Source organism: Kribbella rubisoli (assembly GCF_004217145.1).
GTDB lineage: Bacteria > Actinomycetota > Actinomycetes > Propionibacteriales > Kribbellaceae > Kribbella > Kribbella rubisoli.
Map to the genome: position 1 here is coordinate 1,692,906 of NZ_SHKR01000011.1, position 15,557 is coordinate 1,708,462.

General features: G+C 67.8%; 14 protein-coding genes. 5 read left to right on the forward strand and 9 right to left on the reverse strand.

Features of this window, described 5'->3' with window-relative positions; all coding sequences use genetic code 11:
- The first annotated feature begins 47 nt into the window (after positions 1 to 47).
- A complete protein-coding gene (locus EV645_RS11050; protein WP_130442313.1) occupies positions 48 to 1,277 on the forward strand; it encodes an MFS transporter in 1,230 nt (409 codons plus the stop codon).
- Here EV645_RS11050 and EV645_RS11055 read toward each other — a convergent pair.
- A complete protein-coding gene (locus EV645_RS11055) occupies positions 1,173 to 2,273 on the reverse strand; it encodes a dienelactone hydrolase family protein (RefSeq protein WP_130442315.1) in 1,101 nt (366 codons plus the stop codon). The genes EV645_RS11050 and EV645_RS11055 overlap by 105 nt on opposite strands.
- 64 nt (positions 2,274 to 2,337) lie before the next feature.
- On the opposite strand from EV645_RS11055, the gene EV645_RS11060 reads away from it, so the two are divergent.
- A complete protein-coding gene (locus EV645_RS11060; RefSeq protein WP_130442317.1) occupies positions 2,338 to 3,045 on the forward strand; it encodes a TetR/AcrR family transcriptional regulator in 708 nt (235 codons plus the stop codon).
- A gap of 97 nt (positions 3,046 to 3,142) precedes the next feature.
- On the opposite strand, the gene EV645_RS11065 is transcribed toward EV645_RS11060, so the two are convergent.
- From EV645_RS11065 to EV645_RS11075, 3 genes are read right to left on the reverse strand one after another with little or no spacing between them, the layout of a single operon-like run.
- Positions 3,143 to 4,447 (reverse strand): dihydrolipoamide acetyltransferase family protein, encoded by a 1,305-nt coding sequence (locus EV645_RS11065; RefSeq protein ID WP_130442319.1) that lies wholly within the window; start codon positions 4,445 to 4,447, stop codon positions 3,143 to 3,145.
- On the reverse strand, positions 4,444 to 5,430 hold the full coding sequence (locus EV645_RS11070) for an alpha-ketoacid dehydrogenase subunit beta (RefSeq protein WP_130442321.1): 987 nt from the start codon (positions 5,428 to 5,430) through the stop codon (positions 4,444 to 4,446). Before EV645_RS11070 ends, EV645_RS11065 begins: the two co-directional genes overlap by 4 nt.
- A gap of 4 nt (positions 5,431 to 5,434) precedes the next feature.
- Positions 5,435 to 6,523 (reverse strand): thiamine pyrophosphate-dependent dehydrogenase E1 component subunit alpha, encoded by a 1,089-nt coding sequence (locus EV645_RS11075; protein WP_130442323.1) that lies wholly within the window; start codon positions 6,521 to 6,523, stop codon positions 5,435 to 5,437.
- A gap of 120 nt (positions 6,524 to 6,643) precedes the next feature.
- Between EV645_RS11075 and EV645_RS11080 the strand changes: the two genes are divergently transcribed.
- The gene (locus EV645_RS11080; protein ID WP_130387870.1) at positions 6,644 to 7,132 is read left to right on the forward strand and encodes an Lrp/AsnC family transcriptional regulator; all 489 of its coding nucleotides are present in this window, start codon (positions 6,644 to 6,646) and stop codon (positions 7,130 to 7,132) included.
- On the opposite strand, the gene EV645_RS11085 is transcribed toward EV645_RS11080, so the two are convergent.
- The gene (locus EV645_RS11085) at positions 7,129 to 8,094 is read right to left on the reverse strand and encodes a LacI family DNA-binding transcriptional regulator (RefSeq protein ID WP_130442325.1); all 966 of its coding nucleotides are present in this window, start codon (positions 8,092 to 8,094) and stop codon (positions 7,129 to 7,131) included. The genes EV645_RS11080 and EV645_RS11085 overlap by 4 nt on opposite strands.
- Positions 8,095 to 8,173: 79 nt before the next feature.
- Between EV645_RS11085 and EV645_RS11090 the strand changes: the two genes are divergently transcribed.
- The gene (locus EV645_RS11090; RefSeq protein ID WP_242000327.1) at positions 8,174 to 9,493 is read left to right on the forward strand and encodes a Gfo/Idh/MocA family protein; all 1,320 of its coding nucleotides are present in this window, start codon (positions 8,174 to 8,176) and stop codon (positions 9,491 to 9,493) included.
- Between the two features lie 92 nt (positions 9,494 to 9,585).
- On the opposite strand, the gene EV645_RS11095 is transcribed toward EV645_RS11090, so the two are convergent.
- The 3 genes from EV645_RS11095 to EV645_RS11105 all read right to left on the reverse strand — a co-directional run bounded on the left by EV645_RS11095 (position 9,586) and on the right by EV645_RS11105 (position 12,199).
- Complete coding sequence (locus tag EV645_RS11095) at positions 9,586 to 10,002, reverse strand: VOC family protein (RefSeq protein ID WP_130442327.1); 417 nt, start codon at positions 10,000 to 10,002, stop codon at positions 9,586 to 9,588.
- Between the two features lie 52 nt (positions 10,003 to 10,054).
- Positions 10,055 to 11,119 carry a hypothetical protein gene (locus EV645_RS11100; RefSeq protein ID WP_157997044.1) on the reverse strand — a complete coding sequence of 355 codons (1,065 nt, stop codon included), beginning with the start codon at positions 11,117 to 11,119 and terminating at the stop codon, positions 10,055 to 10,057.
- Positions 11,120 to 11,194: 75 nt separating this feature from the next.
- On the reverse strand, positions 11,195 to 12,199 hold the full coding sequence (locus tag EV645_RS11105) for a magnesium and cobalt transport protein CorA (protein WP_130442331.1): 1,005 nt from the start codon (positions 12,197 to 12,199) through the stop codon (positions 11,195 to 11,197).
- A gap of 90 nt (positions 12,200 to 12,289) precedes the next feature.
- Between EV645_RS11105 and EV645_RS11110 the strand changes: the two genes are divergently transcribed.
- On the forward strand, positions 12,290 to 13,252 hold the full coding sequence (locus tag EV645_RS11110; RefSeq protein ID WP_242000328.1) for a 2-hydroxyacid dehydrogenase: 963 nt from the start codon (positions 12,290 to 12,292) through the stop codon (positions 13,250 to 13,252).
- Between the two features lie 350 nt (positions 13,253 to 13,602).
- On the opposite strand, the gene EV645_RS43130 is transcribed toward EV645_RS11110, so the two are convergent.
- Positions 13,603 to 15,483, reverse strand: coding sequence for an HNH endonuclease signature motif containing protein (locus EV645_RS43130; protein WP_130442333.1), 1,881 nt, complete (start codon positions 15,481 to 15,483; stop codon positions 13,603 to 13,605).
- Positions 15,484 to 15,557 lie beyond the last annotated feature (74 nt).

A 15,557-nucleotide genomic window follows, 5' to 3' on the forward strand; every position in this document is an offset into this window, starting at 1 on the left:
CACGCCGGTAACAGTCATAAGACTACATTCGAGGGAGAAGTCGAGTCATGCCCGCAGCCCTGCTCGCCCTGGCAATCGGTGCGTTCGGGATCGGCACTACCGAGTTCGTCATCATGGGCCTGCTGCCGGAGGTCGCGACGGACTTCGGCGTCAGCATCCCGTCGGCCGGCCTGCTGATCTCCGGCTACGCGCTCGGCGTGGTCGTCGGCGCACCGCTGCTGACCGCGATCGGCTCCAAGGTCTCCCGGAAGACCGTCCTGATCGCGCTGATGGGCGTGTTCATCGCAGGCAACCTGGTCTCCGCGCTCGCTCCGTCGTACGGCGTTCTGATGACCGGGCGGATCGTCGCGGCGCTGTCCCACGGGGCGTTCTTCGGCGTCGGATCGGTGGTCGCCGCCTCGCTCGTACCGAAGGCTAAGCAGGCCAGTGCGATCGCGCTGATGTTCACCGGACTCACCGTGGCCAACGTGCTCGGCGTACCGGGTGGGACTGCTCTTGGACAGCACTTCGGTTGGCGATCGACGTTCTGGGCCGTCACTGCCCTCGGCGTGGTCGGATTGCTCGGCATCGTGTTCTTGGTACCGCGACAGGGAACTGCTGAGGGGCCGGGGCTGCGGACCGAGCTGGCTGTGTTCAAGAACGTGCAGGTGTGGCTGGCGCTGGCCATGACCGCACTGGGCTTCGCTGGAGTGTTCGCGTCCTTCACCTACATCGCACCGATGATGACGGGCGTCGCGGGCTTCTCTGCGGGCGCAGTGACCTGGCTGCTGATGCTGTTCGGCGCTGGGCTCGTCGTCGGGAACCTGCTGGGCGGTAAGGCAGCAGACCGGTCACTGATGCCGAGTCTCTACCTGATCCTGGCGCTACTAGCCGCAGTGCTGGTCGCCTTCGTGTTCACCGCCCACGCCAAGCTCCCGTCCGCCGTGACAATCGCGCTCTTCGGAGCAGCGGGCTTCGCCACCGTCGCTCCGCTGCAGAAGCGGGTGATGGACAAGGCTAAGGGCGCTCCGGCGCTGGCGTCCGCGGCCAACATCGCCGCGTTCAACCTGGGCAACGCAGCCGGCGCGTACCTCGGTGGACTCACCATCGAGCACGGTCTCGGCTACACCGCCCCCAACTGGGTCGGCGCTGCCCTCGCCGTGTCCGGCCTGCTCGTCGCTCTCGTCTCCGGCCTACTGGACCGCAAGGACGTCGCGCAGCCAGGTGAACGCGGCAGCCTGCATCGCCCGGTCGAACTTGTGGGGCCCGTCGAAGAACTGACCGACGTACGACGCTGAGGACCCAGCGGCGGCGTAGTGCGTCGCGATGCGCTCATGCGCCGCCTCTTCTCCGCCCAGCGGAAACAGCTCGTCCTGCCGGTTGTACTGCACCAGGAGCGGCGCCGGAGCCTGACAGGCGGCGACGTCCGACCAGTCGACCTGCGGCGGGAACATGCGAGGCATCAGCATCCAGGTGTGCGACACGACGTTCTGGTCGAGCAACGAGTTGTAGGTACCCATCATCCCGATCACGACGGCAGCAGTCAGGTCGCTACTCGTTGCCCGTAGCAACGCAGACCGGCAACCGCCGCCGGACAGTCCGATGCTGGCGGTCCGGTCGGTGGTGTCGTCGCGGCCACGCAGGTAGTCCAGGGCGATCCGGTCCTCGCGCGCGACGACGGCGGCGAACGTCGTACCGAGCAGGGTGCAGTACTTCTCGACCAGGTGCTCGTGGCGGCCGGCCGCAGCGTTGTATGCGGCGGCATCTCCGTCCACCGCATCCTGCCGGATCTGCGACGGCATCTCCGTCAACGGGAACCGCCGGCTGCCCCAGCAGAAGGTATCCGGCGCCAGTACGACGTACCCCTGCGCCGCCAAGTCGTTGGCGTAAGCGCGACCCTCGTAGTACTGCTCTCGCAGCGCCCGCACTTCGGCTGCGGGCTCCTCGTCGGTGTCGGCGATCTTCTCGCGGCCGTAGTACTTGAAGCCGTCGTGACCGTGCAGAGCGAGTACGCCGGGCAGCGGGCCGGTGGCGTTCGCCGGCTTCAGCACGCGCGCACGAGTCCGCGGACCGAAGCCGACGGAGTACGAGATCTCCTCGCCGACCAGCCCATCGGCCGTCCAGCGCCGCTCGACACGTGCGTCCGAGGGCCCGTCGTTCTCACCGGCGGTCGACACCATCCGCCGGACGATCTCGCGAACCTGCTCCGCAGCCGGCTGCGCGGACTCCCGCACGCCGGGCGCGATCGCGTGCTCGATCCAGTCGCTGTAGACACCCAAGTGTGTGGAGCTCATCCCCGCAGGCTCTCACGACCTGGGTGGCGTGAAACGGTGTATTTGTGTGTGACACACTGTTTTAGTGCGAGAAGCGGATCGGCGATCGGCGCTGGGATCGGTGTGGCTGCGGGACGAGCCGGAGCCGACGCGGGCGCGGCTGAGCCGGGACGACATCGTCAAGACCGCGGTCCGGGTGCTGGACCGCGAGGGCCTCGACAAGTTCTCGATGCGGATGATGGCGGCGGAACTGGAGGCCGCCGCGACGTCGGCGCTGTACTGGCGGATCGCGACCAAGGACGACCTGCTCGAGCTCGTGGTCGACGAGATCTTCGCGGACGCGCTCGTACCGCCGCCCGCGCGCGGCGACTGGCGAGACCACGTCACGGTCGTCGTCCAAGCGGCGTACGACGCGCTGTGGGAGCACCCGTGGGCGGCGCGGCTACTCGCATCCCACGGCGGACTCGGGCCGAACTACAACGCGCTCATCGACCGGGTCGAGTCCGTCCTGGACGCGGCCGGCTTCAAGGGAACGCACCTGGACGCCGCGGTGTCCGCGATCTTCCACTACTTGGTCGGCTCCGCAGTCACCGACGCGGCCTGGCTCTCCGTCGTACGCCGCAGCGGCATGAACGACTCCCGCTGGGCCACCGAGTCGGCGGGCCGGATGGGCGTCGACGCCGGCCACCTCGCCGCCTACCTCAACCGCACCAGCCGGTCCGGCCCGGAGGCCCGCTTCGCCTCCGGACTCCGGGTCATCCTGGTCGGCCTGAGACCGCGGCAACTCTCCTAGGACTCGTGCGCGACGTTGAGCTCCGCGTCGTACCTTGCATCGAACAGGGCGACCTTGTCGGCCGGGGCTTTGGCCATGCCGTCACCGTAGGACGTGTCTACAGATCTGCGAAGACCGAGGCCGGGTTCTCGAAGGCGTCGGCGACGAAGCGGAGGAAGGCGGCTGCTGTGCCGCCGTCGCAGACGCGGTGGTCGAAGACGAGGGACAGTTGGGTGAGTTTGCGGATGGCGAGCTCGCCGTCCACCACCCACGGGCGATCGATGATCCGGCCGACGCCGAGAATCGCGACCTGCGGATGGTTGATGATCGCCGCGCTGCCGTCGACACCGAAGCTGCCGTAGTTGTTCAGCGTGAACGTCCCGGACGTCAGCTCCTGCTGGGTGAGCTTGCCGTCCCGTGCCGATTCGGTCAGCCTTCGGATCTCGACATCGAGCCCGCGGGTGGTCATGGTGTGCGCGTTGGCGACGGCCGGTACGACGAGACCGCGGTCTGTCTGCGCGGCGAGGCCGAGGTTCACGCCGTCGTACTGCACGAGTTCCTCGCGCTCGGTGTCGACGTACCCGTTGAGCTCCGGGTATTTGAGCAGGCCGGCGACGACGAAGCGCGCCATCAGGGCGAGCAAGCCCGGTCCGGCATCTATTGCTGAGCGCAACGATGCACGGAGGTCCATGAGTGCGGTCGCGTCTACGTCGACCCAGGTGGTGGCCTCGGGGATCTCGGCGCGGCTGCGGGTGAGCGTTGCGACGACGGCCTTGCGGAAGCCGCTCATCGGCGTACGACGCAGCTCGGGGAGCCCTGTCCGTGGGGCAGGCTGGACTGCAGTCTGGGACGCTGCCGGCGCGTGCTCGGGCTGGACCCGGTGCGCGATCGCCAGCTCGACGTCGCGGCGGACGATCAGCCCATCCGGACCGGATCCGGCCAGCTCGCGCAGATCCACCTCGGCGTCCCGCGCCAACCTCCGGACCAGCGGCGAGATCACCAACGGCACGCGGCGCTGCGCGGGGCCATCGCTCTGCGGAACATTTTTCGCAGCAGGCGGCAGACTGTTTCCGGAAACCGCCGACCGCGGCCTCCGCCGACGCCCCGCTCCAGGGATCTCGCTGGTCCCGTAGCCCACCAGGACGTTCCCCGAGCCGGCGCGCTCTTCCTCGCGGTACGCCTCTCCCGCGGGATCAGCGACCGTGATGAGCGGCTTGCCGACCGGGATCGTCGTACCGGGTTCGCCGTGGAGCTCTTCGATCACACCGGCGTACGGCGACGGCAGCTCGACGATCGACTTGGCCGTCTCGACCTCCGCGACCGGCGTGTCGACGACGACCACGTCACCGACCTTCACCAGCCAGCGAACGATCTCCGCCTCGGTCAGCCCTTCACCGAGGTCGGGGAGAAGGAACGTGTTCACGAGTCCTCCCACTGCAGGTCGTCCACCGCGTCGAGGATCCGGTCGACGCTCGGCAGCTGGTACTTCTCCAGCTTCGGTGGCGGGAACGGGATGTCGAACGCGGTCACCCGCCGTACCGGAGCCGCCAGTGAGTGGAAGCACTTCTCGGTGACCCGGGCAACGATCTCGGACGACACACTCGCGAATCCGCTCGCCTCGGCGACCACGACCGCCCGGCCGGTACGCCGTACCGCCGCGCACACCGTCTCGTCGTCGAACGGCACCACCGAACGCAGATCCACCACGGTCAGCTGACGCCCTTCGGCCGCCGCAACCTCGGCCGCTTCGAGCGCGACCGGCAATGCGGGGCCATAGGCAATCAACGTCGCGTCCGCACCTTCTCGCCGTACGACGGCCTTGCCGATACCTGGCTGGTCCTCGGCGAGGTCGACCTCTTCCTTTGCCCAGTAGAGCTTCTTCGGCTCCATGAACACCACGGGATCGGGAAACTCGATTGCCTTGCGCAACAACCCGTAGGCGTCCGCGACCGTTGCCGGAGTCACCACAGTCAGCCCGGGCGTGTGCGCGAAGTAGCTCTCCGACGAGTCGCTGTGGTGTTCGACGCCGCCGATACCGCCGCCGTACGGGATCCGGATGACCATCGGCAGCTGGACGCGTCCGCGGGTCCGGTTGCGCATCTTGGCGACGTGCGAGACAACCTGCTCGAACGCCGGGTACCCGAACGCGTCGAACTGCATCTCGACCACTGGGCGCATCCCGTTCATCGCCATCCCGACCGCCATGCCGACGATGCCGGCCTCGGCCAACGGGGTGTCGAAGCAACGATTCTCGCCGAACTCAGCAGTCAGCCCGTCGGTGATCCGGAAGACGCCGCCGAGCGCGCCGACGTCCTCGCCGAACATCACGACCGTGTCGTCCGCGTGCATGGCGTCCCGCAGTGCCTGGTTGAGCGCCTGCGCCATCGAGATCTTCGTGTGCGTCATGGCGTCAGGCCTCCTCTCGCGCCAGCTCGTCGCGCAGGAACGCCGCCTGCTCGCGCAGTTGCTGGGTCTCCTCGGCGTACAGGTGCTTGAACAGGTCCGCCGGGTCCACCTCGGGCTCCGGCATCAGTCCGTCGCGCAACTGTCCGGCCACCTCGACAGCTTTGGCTTCTGCTCGCTCACGGGTTTGGTCGTCCAGCCAGTCCTGCTGCTCGAGGTACGTCGTCAGCCGCTGGATCGGGTCGCGGTCCAGCCATGGCGTGACCTCGTCGTCCTGGCGGTACCGCGTCGCGTCGTCGGCGTTGGTGTGCGCCTGCACGCGGTACGTGTGCGCCTCGACCAGCTGCGGTCCTTCGCCGTTGCGAGCCTTGTCCACCGCGTTCTGCAGGACCGCGAGCAGGCCGGCGAGATCGTTGCCGTCGACCCGTTCGCCCGGTACGCCGTACCCGATGCCCTTGTGTGCAAGGGACGGCGCAGCGCTCTGCTTGGCGAGCGGGACGGAGATCGCGTACTCGTTGTTCTGGACGAAGAACACGACCGGTGCGTGGAACACGGCCGCGAAGTTCAGCGCTTCGTGGAAGTCACCCTCGCTCGTACCGCCGTCACCGACGAGCGCCATCACTACCGTGTCCTCGCCCTTCAGCCGGGCGGCGTGCGCGACGCCGACCGCATGCGGAAGTTGCGTTGCGAGCGGGGTCGACTGCGGCGCGACCTTGTGCGCGTACGGGTCGTAGCCCGAGTGCCAGTCGCCGCGGAGCAGCGTCAACGTCTCGATCGGGTCGACGCCGCGGCTCACGATCGAGACCGAATCGCGGTACGTCGGGAACAGCCAGTCCCCCTCTTTGAGGACCATCGTCGCCGCGACCTGGCAGGCCTCCTGGCCGTGCGAGGACGGGTAGACCGCAAGCCGGCCCTGGCGGACGAGCGCACTCGCCTGGTCGTTGAAGCGGCGGCCGCGGATCAACTCTGTGTAGCCGTCGAGCAGAGCTTCCTTGGTGGGCAGCTCGTACGACGGGTGTTCGTGCGGCAGACCGTTCTGACCGATCAGACAGACGGGCTCCGCGGAGGGGAGCAATTGCTCCTCGACGGTGGTCATGGACCCTCCAGCGCAGGAGACGGACGGTAGCCACATCGTCCTGCCTCCTGGCCAAGTGGATCTATAGCTGGAAGAATTGAGAGACGTTTGGCCCGAGTCGTCGCCGTGGGAGGTCGCATAATGTCCGACGAGGTGATGGTCCACCGGGCCGGTCCTGGACAGATTGTCGTCGCTCCCGCGCTCGACGAGATCGATCGGCAGATCATCGAGGCCCTCGGACGCGACGGACGGCTGTCGATCCGGGCCCTGGCAGACGAGGTGCACATCTCCCGGGCGAACGCCTACGCGCGGGTCGAGCGCCTCACGAACACCGGCGTGATCACCGGCTTCACGGTGACCGTCGACCCGCTGCGGCTGGGGCTGGCGACGTCGGCGTACGTCACGCTCAGTCTGCGCCAGAGCTCCTGGCGAACCCTCCGCAAACAGCTCCAGGCGATCCCCGAGATCAAACACATGGCCCTCGTCGGCGGCGACTTCGACGCCATCCTGCTGGTCCGAGCCGCCGACAACGAAGGCCTACGCCGCCTGGTCCTGGAAAAACTCCAAGCCATCCCCGAAGTACTGGCCACCCGCACAGCCCTCATCTTCGAAGACGTCGGAACCCTCTAACACCCGCAGGATCTGCGGAGGATCAGGTCTGTTGGGAAAGTGATGGCCTCGACGGCCTCTTCGCCGTCGATCAATCGGCTGACGGCCGCGTGGGCCATGCGTTCCAGGGGCTGGCGGACGACTGTCAGCGGGGGCCAGCTGTACTCGGTCTCCGCCGTGCCGTCGAAGGCGACGACGGCTACGTCTTCGGGGACTCGCAGACCGGCCTCGTGGAGTGCTGCGAGGACCCCCACAGCTTGGAGGTCTGAGCTGGCAAAGATGGCGGTGGGGCGGTTTGTTGCTTCGAGCAAAGTGTTGGCGGCGGCTCGGCCACCTGCGCGGCTGAAGGTGGTGCGAGCGATTGGGCCAGGCTGCAGGCCGGCTGCCTCGAGGGCGTCTTGCCAACCGAGTTCGCGTTCTGGGTGGCCGGTGCCGCCGATGACCAGGCCTATTACCCGGTGGCCGTGTTCCAACAGGTGCTCGACGCCGTGTCGGGCGCCTTCGCGGTACGCGGGGCGGACCGAGCTGACCGTCGGCAACACGCGGTTTATTGCGATTGCCGGCACCTCGGCGTCGGTCAGGTCTGGGTCTTCGTGCGGCGCGACCAGCAACAGCCCGCTGACCTGGCGCGTGAGGAGTTCCGCGATCTTGGCGCGTTCGGTGGCCGGATCGCCGTCCGCGCTCGTCTGCAGTACGACGTACCCGCGGGACGCCGCCTCCCGGTCGATCGCCTTGGCCAGCTCCGCGAACAGCGGATTCCCGCCGTCCGGAGTGATCAGCCCGAACGTCCGCGTCGTACCCATCCTCAGCGCCCGCGCGGTCGCATTCGGGCGGTACCCGAGCGCGCGGATCGCCTCCAGCACCCGCTCGCGCGTCTCGGGCGCGACCTTGCGTGGGCCCTCGTTGACGACATAGCTGACGACGGCCGAGCTGACCCGGGCGTACTCCGCCACGTCGTTGCGCGTGACCGGTTCCTTCGGCATGCAGTGATGGTACGACGGTTGACCGCGCCGGAAAGCGATTGCTAGCGTGTGTCATCTACACGAGTAGAAGGAGACCGCCGTGGCCAGACGCTATGCCGTCGCCGGGACCGGATCGCGGGCGCAGTCGTATATCCGCGCGATGTTCCAGGCACACCCCGAGGAAGCCGAGCTCGTCGCCCTGCTCGACCCGAACCCCGGGCGGCTCGCGTTCCACCAGCGACTCGTCACGGAGCTCGGCGGCCCGGAGCTCCCGCAGTACGGCGCTGACGACCTGGAGCGGATGGTGAAGGAGCAGTCCGTGGACCGGGTCGTGGTGACGAGCCCCGACTACACGCACGCATCGGTCGTGTCGCAGCTGCTGCGCGCCGGCGCTGACGTGATCGTGGAGAAGCCGCTGACGATCAACGCCGAGGGGACGCGGCAGATCGTCGACGCGATGAACGAGTCGGGCAAGTCCGTCGTCGTCACGTTCAACTACCGCTACTCGCCGCGGAACAGCGCGCTCCGTCAGGTGATCGCGGACGGCGAGATCGGCAAGGTCACGAGCGTCGAGTTCCAGTGGGTGCTCGACACGCGGCACGGCGCGGACTACTTCCGCCGCTGGCACCGCGAGAAGCTGAACTCGGGTGGTCTGCTGGTCCACAAGGCGTCGCACCACTTCGACCTGGTGAACTGGTGGATCGCGTCCTCGCCGACGCGGGTGTTCGCATCCGGCGGGCTGGCCTTCTACGGCGACGAGAACGCCGCCGCTCGGGGCCTCGGGCAACGACCGGATCGCGGCACGATCGATGGTTCGGCCAACGATCCGTGGTTGCTTGACCTGCGCAACGATGACACGAACCGGCAGTTGTACTACGAGAGCGAGAAGTACGACGGGTACCTGCGCGACCAGGACGTGTTCGGTCCGGGGATCACGATCGAGGACAACATGTCCGTGATCGCGGAGTACGCGAACGGCGCGCGGCTGAGCTACTCACTCAACGCCCACTCGCCGTGGGAGGGGTATCGCGTCTCGGTCAACGGCACGCTCGGCCGCGCCGAGCTCGAAGTCGTCGAGCGCGCTGCGGTCGTCGACGACCAGATCGACCCGAGCTACCCGTCCGATCGCGTGATCGCCGGTGACGTTCGCACCAACGGCGAGCGCCTGGTCCTGCAGAAGCACTGGGCCACGGCGGTCGAGGTGGAGATCCCCCGCGGCGAAGGCGGTCACGGCGGCGGCGACCGTCTCCTCTACACCGACCTCTTCGTAGGACCTACCAACGACCCGCTCGCTCGCGCCGCCGACGTCAACGACGGCGTACGAGCCGTTGCCGTAGGCATCGCCGCCAACCAGTCCCTCGCGACCGGCCAGCCGGTCACGATCACCGACCTGAACCTAGGCGGCTGGCAGCAGTCGTAACCGGAGACCTGAAACCGTGGGCTGGGACCTGAAATATCAGGTCTCAGCTCACACCTTCTGGTCTCCGGTTACGGCTGTTCCACCCGCGCGGTCTACCAGTTGGCCGGTTGACCGGGGCGGTGCGTGCCGAAGGTCCACTCGTACTCCTCCGGGTCCGCGACGCGGCAGCGGTAGTTGCCCCACTCCGACAGCTCCGGCATCCAGACCGACTCCGCGCCGGCTGCGGTCGCCGTCGCGTACACCGCGTCGACCTCGTCCTGCGTGTCGAACGCGACGTACATCCCGTGACCGACGGTGTCGCCCTTGCGGGTCGGCCGGTCGTACCCCGGCTCGTCGGTGAAGAGCGTGAACGCGACGCCGCCGTACCGCATCTCGGCGTGCATGATCCCGCCCTTGTCGTCCGGGACCTCCATGGTCGTCTCGAACCCGAAGGCCTTCTCCAGCCAGCGCAGTGCGGCCGGCGCGTCGCGGTAGCCGAAGTACGCGTGGAACGTTGCAGTGTTGGTCATGCATCCAGCATTTCGGAGGTAGCGGACAGGGATCGTCCGCTACCTCCTGCGATTACTTCCGGAACTGTCCCGGGCCGAGGACCGACCAGCCCTTGGCTGTCGGGGTCTTGATCGAGCTGATCGGCATCGAGAACGTGTGCACCAGCCGGTTCGGCCGGCTGATCGCCCAGAACGTCGGGTGCCGCGGGTCCGAGCGATCCCACGCGATGCCCTGGCCCTGTACGTCCGGCAGGTTGACCGTCGCGATCCAGCGCAGCTCCGAGCCTGCCGTCGGCAGCTCCATCACGTACGCCTCGCCGAGGTCGTGACCGGTCAGCCAGAGACGACCGTCCGGACCCCACGAGCCGCCCGAGTTCGACATCGGCTTGAAGCGGTCGAGGATCTGCTTCGGGATCGTGTACGACGCCAGCGGCTCGAACTTGTCGTTGAGCTTCACGATCTGGGTGTTGTACGTCTGACCGTACGGCTCGCCGGTCTCGTCGGAGACGTCGTCGTAGTTGGCGAATCCGGCCCACCACGCACCGTCATGGCGGTCGAGCCAGGTGAGCGAGCCGCGGTAGATGCCGAACGAGTACGAGTCGATGTGGCGCATCGTCTTCGTGTCGAACACCTCGATCGAGCTCTCCATCGGCCAGTCGGAGTAGTTCGAGTGGACGGCGTACAGCTTGTTGCCGAGGACCATGCCGCTGTCCATGTGGATGATCGGGCCGTCCTTGTCGCCGGCGAACTGCAGCAGCGGCTCACCGGTACGACGGTCGTGCTTGGTGATCGTCTGGTTGTTGACCGCATAGAAGTACTTCGAGTCGACGGCGATCGCCTGATTCGCGTCGAACGCGGCGTACGACTTCAGCGGGGTGGCGTCGTACGTCGGCGGCTCAGCAACGACCGCAGCCACGGCGTCAGCCGTACCCGCAGCGTCAGCCGTAGCCGCAGCCGGGGCGTCAGCCGTAGCCGTAGCCGTAGCCGTCGTACCAGACGGTTTGGTATGGACGGGGTTCGCCGCCATACCAAACGGTTTGGTATGGGCCTGGGTCGCCGGACGAGCGGCCGAGGCGGGTGGGAGGGCGACCGCGGCGAGGACAGTCGTCGCGACGATGAGGGCGGGGAGCTTTCGCATCACAACCTCCGAGGGGATGGATCCTGCTCCCCCGACCCTCGTTTCGCCGTCGGAACACCGAATGAATCTGATGCGTCAGACAGCTTGCCGTCGGGCTGTTCGTTGGCGGCGGAACCACATCGCCAGCGCGATACACGGCACCACCAGCCCGCCGATGCCCAGCACGAGGAAGTCCCACTCGGCGTTGATGTGGTCGACCAGCCAACCGAAGTTCTGTCCGAAGAACCCGGTCAGGAAGGTCAGCGGCAGGAAGACCGTGGCCAGCTTGGTGAGCTGTTCCATGGACGCGTTCTGCCGGACGCTGACCTTGGTCTGCTCGACGCCGATCACCGCCATGTTCGCCTCGAGGACCGTGGCGAGCAGGTCCCGTTGGGCGGCGACCTCCTCGTTCACCAGGACGAGGTGATCGTGTACGTCGCGGAAGTACGGCAGGAGGGCGGTGTCGCGGGCGCCACGCTCGATCGTCGCGAGTACGGCGAGCAGCGGGTGAACGGCCCGGTAGAAGTCGGTGACCTCGCGGCGGAGGAAGTAGATCTGTTCGGTCGGCGCGACGGCGCCGGCAAAGACCGTCTGCTCGACGCGCTCGATGTCGCGTTCGAGCTCGGCGACGACCGGCCCGTAGCTGTCGACGACCTGATCGAGGATCGCCCACAGCACTGAACTCGTGCCGCACTCCAGCAGCTCAGGGCGCTGCTCGAGTCGGATCCGAGCGCCGTGCAGATCGCTGGCCACACCTTGACGGACGGTGATCACGAACGACGGCCCGACGAAGACGCTCACCTCGCCGAAGTCCACTTCCTTGCGGTCATCGTCGTACCGGGCGGTGCGGAGGATGACCAGCTCGACCTCACCGGCGTACGGCTCGACCTTGGGCCGGAGGTGGAAGGTCTGCGCGTCCTCGACGGCCAGCTCGTGCAGGCCGAAACTCTCTCTGGCTTGGGCGAGTTCCTCGGCCGTGGGCTCGAACATGCCCAGCCAGACGAACCCGCCCTGCTGACAGTGGGCAGCAGCTTCCTCGACCGACATCGCCTCGACGTGCTGGCGGCGTCCGTCCCGGTAGTACGCGCAGTCGATGATCATGGTGACCTCCTCCCCCGATCGTCGTACTCGCAGCCGATAGGAAATAGGGTTGGCCGGGAAAGCAGTGGTGAACATCCGTGAGGAGCTGCCGTGGGACTGCCAGTCGTACTGATGCCCGGCCCGATGCACCCGGCCGTCGCCGAGGGCCTCGCTGACCACTGCGAGCTGATCCGGCTCTGGGAGGAGAGCGACCCGGACGCCGTACTCGCGGCCCGCCGGGACGAGATCGTTGCCGTCGCCACCGGTGGTACGACGATCGACGGCGCCTTCCTCGACGACCTCCCAGCCGTACGGCTGGTCGCGAGCTTCGGCGTCGGGTACGACCGCATCGACGCGACCGCCGCCGCCGCGCGTGGAGTCGTGGTCACGAACACGCCTGGCGTTCTGGACGACGAGGTTGCCGACACGGCGCTCGGTCTGCTGCTGATGACCGTGCGCGAACTGGGGCGCGCCGAGCAGTACCTCCGCGAAGGTAAGTGGGCCGCGGGCCGCCCGTACCCGTTGACCCCCGCAACGTTGCACGGCCGCCGCATGGGCATCCTCGGCCTCGGCCGCATCGGCCAAGCCATCGCCGACCGCGTCCAGCCCTTCGGCGTCTCCGTTGCCTACCACAACCGCCGCCCGAAGGACGTCTCCTACCAGTACTACTCGTCGCTGACCGAAATGGCCGCCGACGTGGACATCCTGATGATCGTCATCCCCGGCGGCGACGACACCCACCACCTGGTCGACGCCTCAGTCCTCAAAGCGCTGGGCCCCGACGGCATCCTCATCAACGTCGCCCGCGGCACAGTCGTCGACGAACAAGCCCTCGTCGACGCCCTCCGCACCAACACGATCCTCTCCGCCGGTCTCGACGTCTTCGAACACGAACCAAAGGTCCACCCCGACCTCCTGACCCTCCCCAACGCCGTCCTCCTCCCGCACGTAGGCTCCGCCACCATCCCCACCCGCACCGCCATGGCCAACCTAGTCGTCTCCAACATCCGCCAATGGCTAACCGACGGCACCCCCCTCACCCCCGTCCCCGAATCCACCGACCTCCCGAAGTAGCCCCGCGCCCCGACGTACGGCGCTCACCCCGGCCTGCCGACGTACTGCGGTCACCCCCGCGCGCGCCGACGTACAGCCGCCAACCCCTACGCGCAACTGTGGGGCGCTCAACCCCGCCCGCCGACGTACGGCCGTCACCCCCGCGCCGACGTACGAGTCAGTCTCGCGCGCTACGCAGCCGATACTCCCGTCGCTCTGCTCCTCGACGGGACCGCTACGCTCCCTCCTCCTCGGCTCATCGCCGGTGCCTCCCTTCCGGGTCCCATCGAGCAGATCAGGACCCTCCTCGTCTGCGGAGCGAACGTGCCAGCACGTTGGCGCTTGATGTGGCCCACGACGGACGCGGCTCGTTAGATGAGTGCTGTATCGGCCCAAGGATCCGGGTGAATCGGATCGCTTGAGTTCGATGGCGTCTCTCGAGTGCGCGCGACGCTGTCAGGGGCATCGGTCGCCGCGGACTCGCCCCAGACCGCGAAATGGGCGGCTTCATGCATCAACGTTTCGTCGGCCGACCAGCGACTGGCACGCCGACCTGAACGCCCTTCGGTACGGCGCCTCCGCGTGGCAGGTCCCGTGGCAGGTCCCGTGGCAGGTGCTGCGGCGGTGCGGTCGTCTGGTGGCTGGGCAGGGGTGTCTGGTCGCAGGGTGGGTGACGCGAGGAGAATTGAGATGGGTGGTGTTGGTTGGGGTGGTGGGTCGGCCCAGGTGGGGCGGGATACCTGGACGTGTCCGTTGGTGATGGTGATGACCCAGTGGCCGTCGTGGAGGGCGCGATGGTGTGCCCGGCAGAGGAGTACCAGGTTGTGGATCGCGGTTTCGCCGCCGTCGATCCATGATCGGAGATGATGGGCGTCGCAGTGGATCGGCGGAGCGCCGCACACCACGCAGCCTTTGTCGCGGACGTTCAGGGCGCGCCGCATCGCCCGGGTCACCAGGCGTTCGGCCCGCCCGACGTCGAGAGGCTCGGAGTTGACGCCGAGCACCAGCGGGATGATCTTCGCGTCGCACGCCAGGCGACGGATCGCTGCAGCCGACAACCCGTCGCCGTACACGAGCTCGCCGGTCGCGTCGGCGGCGGCAGACTTCAGGTCTTCGAAATCGATCGTGACAGTGATGTTCGCCTTGGCGCCGAACCCAGGCACCCAGCAACCCGCACCACCCACCACCGAGCCGCCGGCTACACCATCGACTACGCCGTCGCCGGCCGGACGACCAAGCGAAATCTCCTCGGCGCCTACATCCGCAGGACGAGCACCACCGCTCGCTTCCCCGGCACGCGAACCGTCGCCCGCTTCCCCGGCACGGGAACCGGGGCTCGCCTCCCCAGCCCCAGAATCGCTGCCCGCGTCCCCGGCACGCGAACCGGGGCTCGTCTCCGCGGCACGGGAACCGGGGCTCGCGTCCGCGGTACGGGGACCGGGGCTTGCGTTCGCGGTGCGGGAGTTGGCGGGTGCGGGGTTGGGATGGCTGGCGGGGTTGGCGTTGGTGGGGTGGGTAGCGGGCGTGGGTGGCTTGTAGCCGGTCTCGGTGGCTGCGGCGGCGACGGTCAGGGTGGCGGTGAGGGCGTCGGCTTGGCGCTTTTCGCGGGAGCGCGGGTCGAGTTCGCCGTCTAGGGTCTTGTGGGGGCGGGCGGCGGCGTGGATGCGGGATCGGAGCAGCTCGGCGTTCTCGTTCGCCAGGTAGCCGCGAAACTTCACGCCGTTCTCGGCCTCGACCAGGGTCAGCGATTCGCGGGCATAGGCGGCGTTCTCGTCGGGCTCGGGACCGTCGGAGTCCAGCAAGTCACAGATCTGGCGTGCGGCCTTGGCAAGGTCGCCTGGCGACAGGTGCGCGGCCAGGTTGACCAACTGCTCCTCCGCCACCTCGAGGTCTTCCACCGCGACCCGGGACCTGACGCGCTCCAGCGCCGTGACGATCGCGCTCGCCTGGGCCGGACGCAGCGGCCGAGTCTCATCGGCGAGGGCCGTCGACACCGCCTCGTACTTCGCCAAACTGCCAGACAGCTTGACGTCGCGATGCGCGTCACGGCGGTCGATGCGGTGGCGCATGGCAAGCAACTCAGCGGTGTCGCGGGCACCGAGCTCCGGAGCCAGACCGACCTCGTCGACACGCGCGATCAGCAGCAAACGGTAGGTCAACAACCGAGTGACCGCAGCCTCCACCTGGTCGATGGTCGGCAGCAGCTCGCTGTCGCTCATCGACCAGATCGGCCGCTCACCCAGAAGTTCCATGCCCACAACGATAGACACACCCACCGACAGTTCTCAAACCAGAATTCCCTTGTTTTAAAGGCGATCCGGTTATC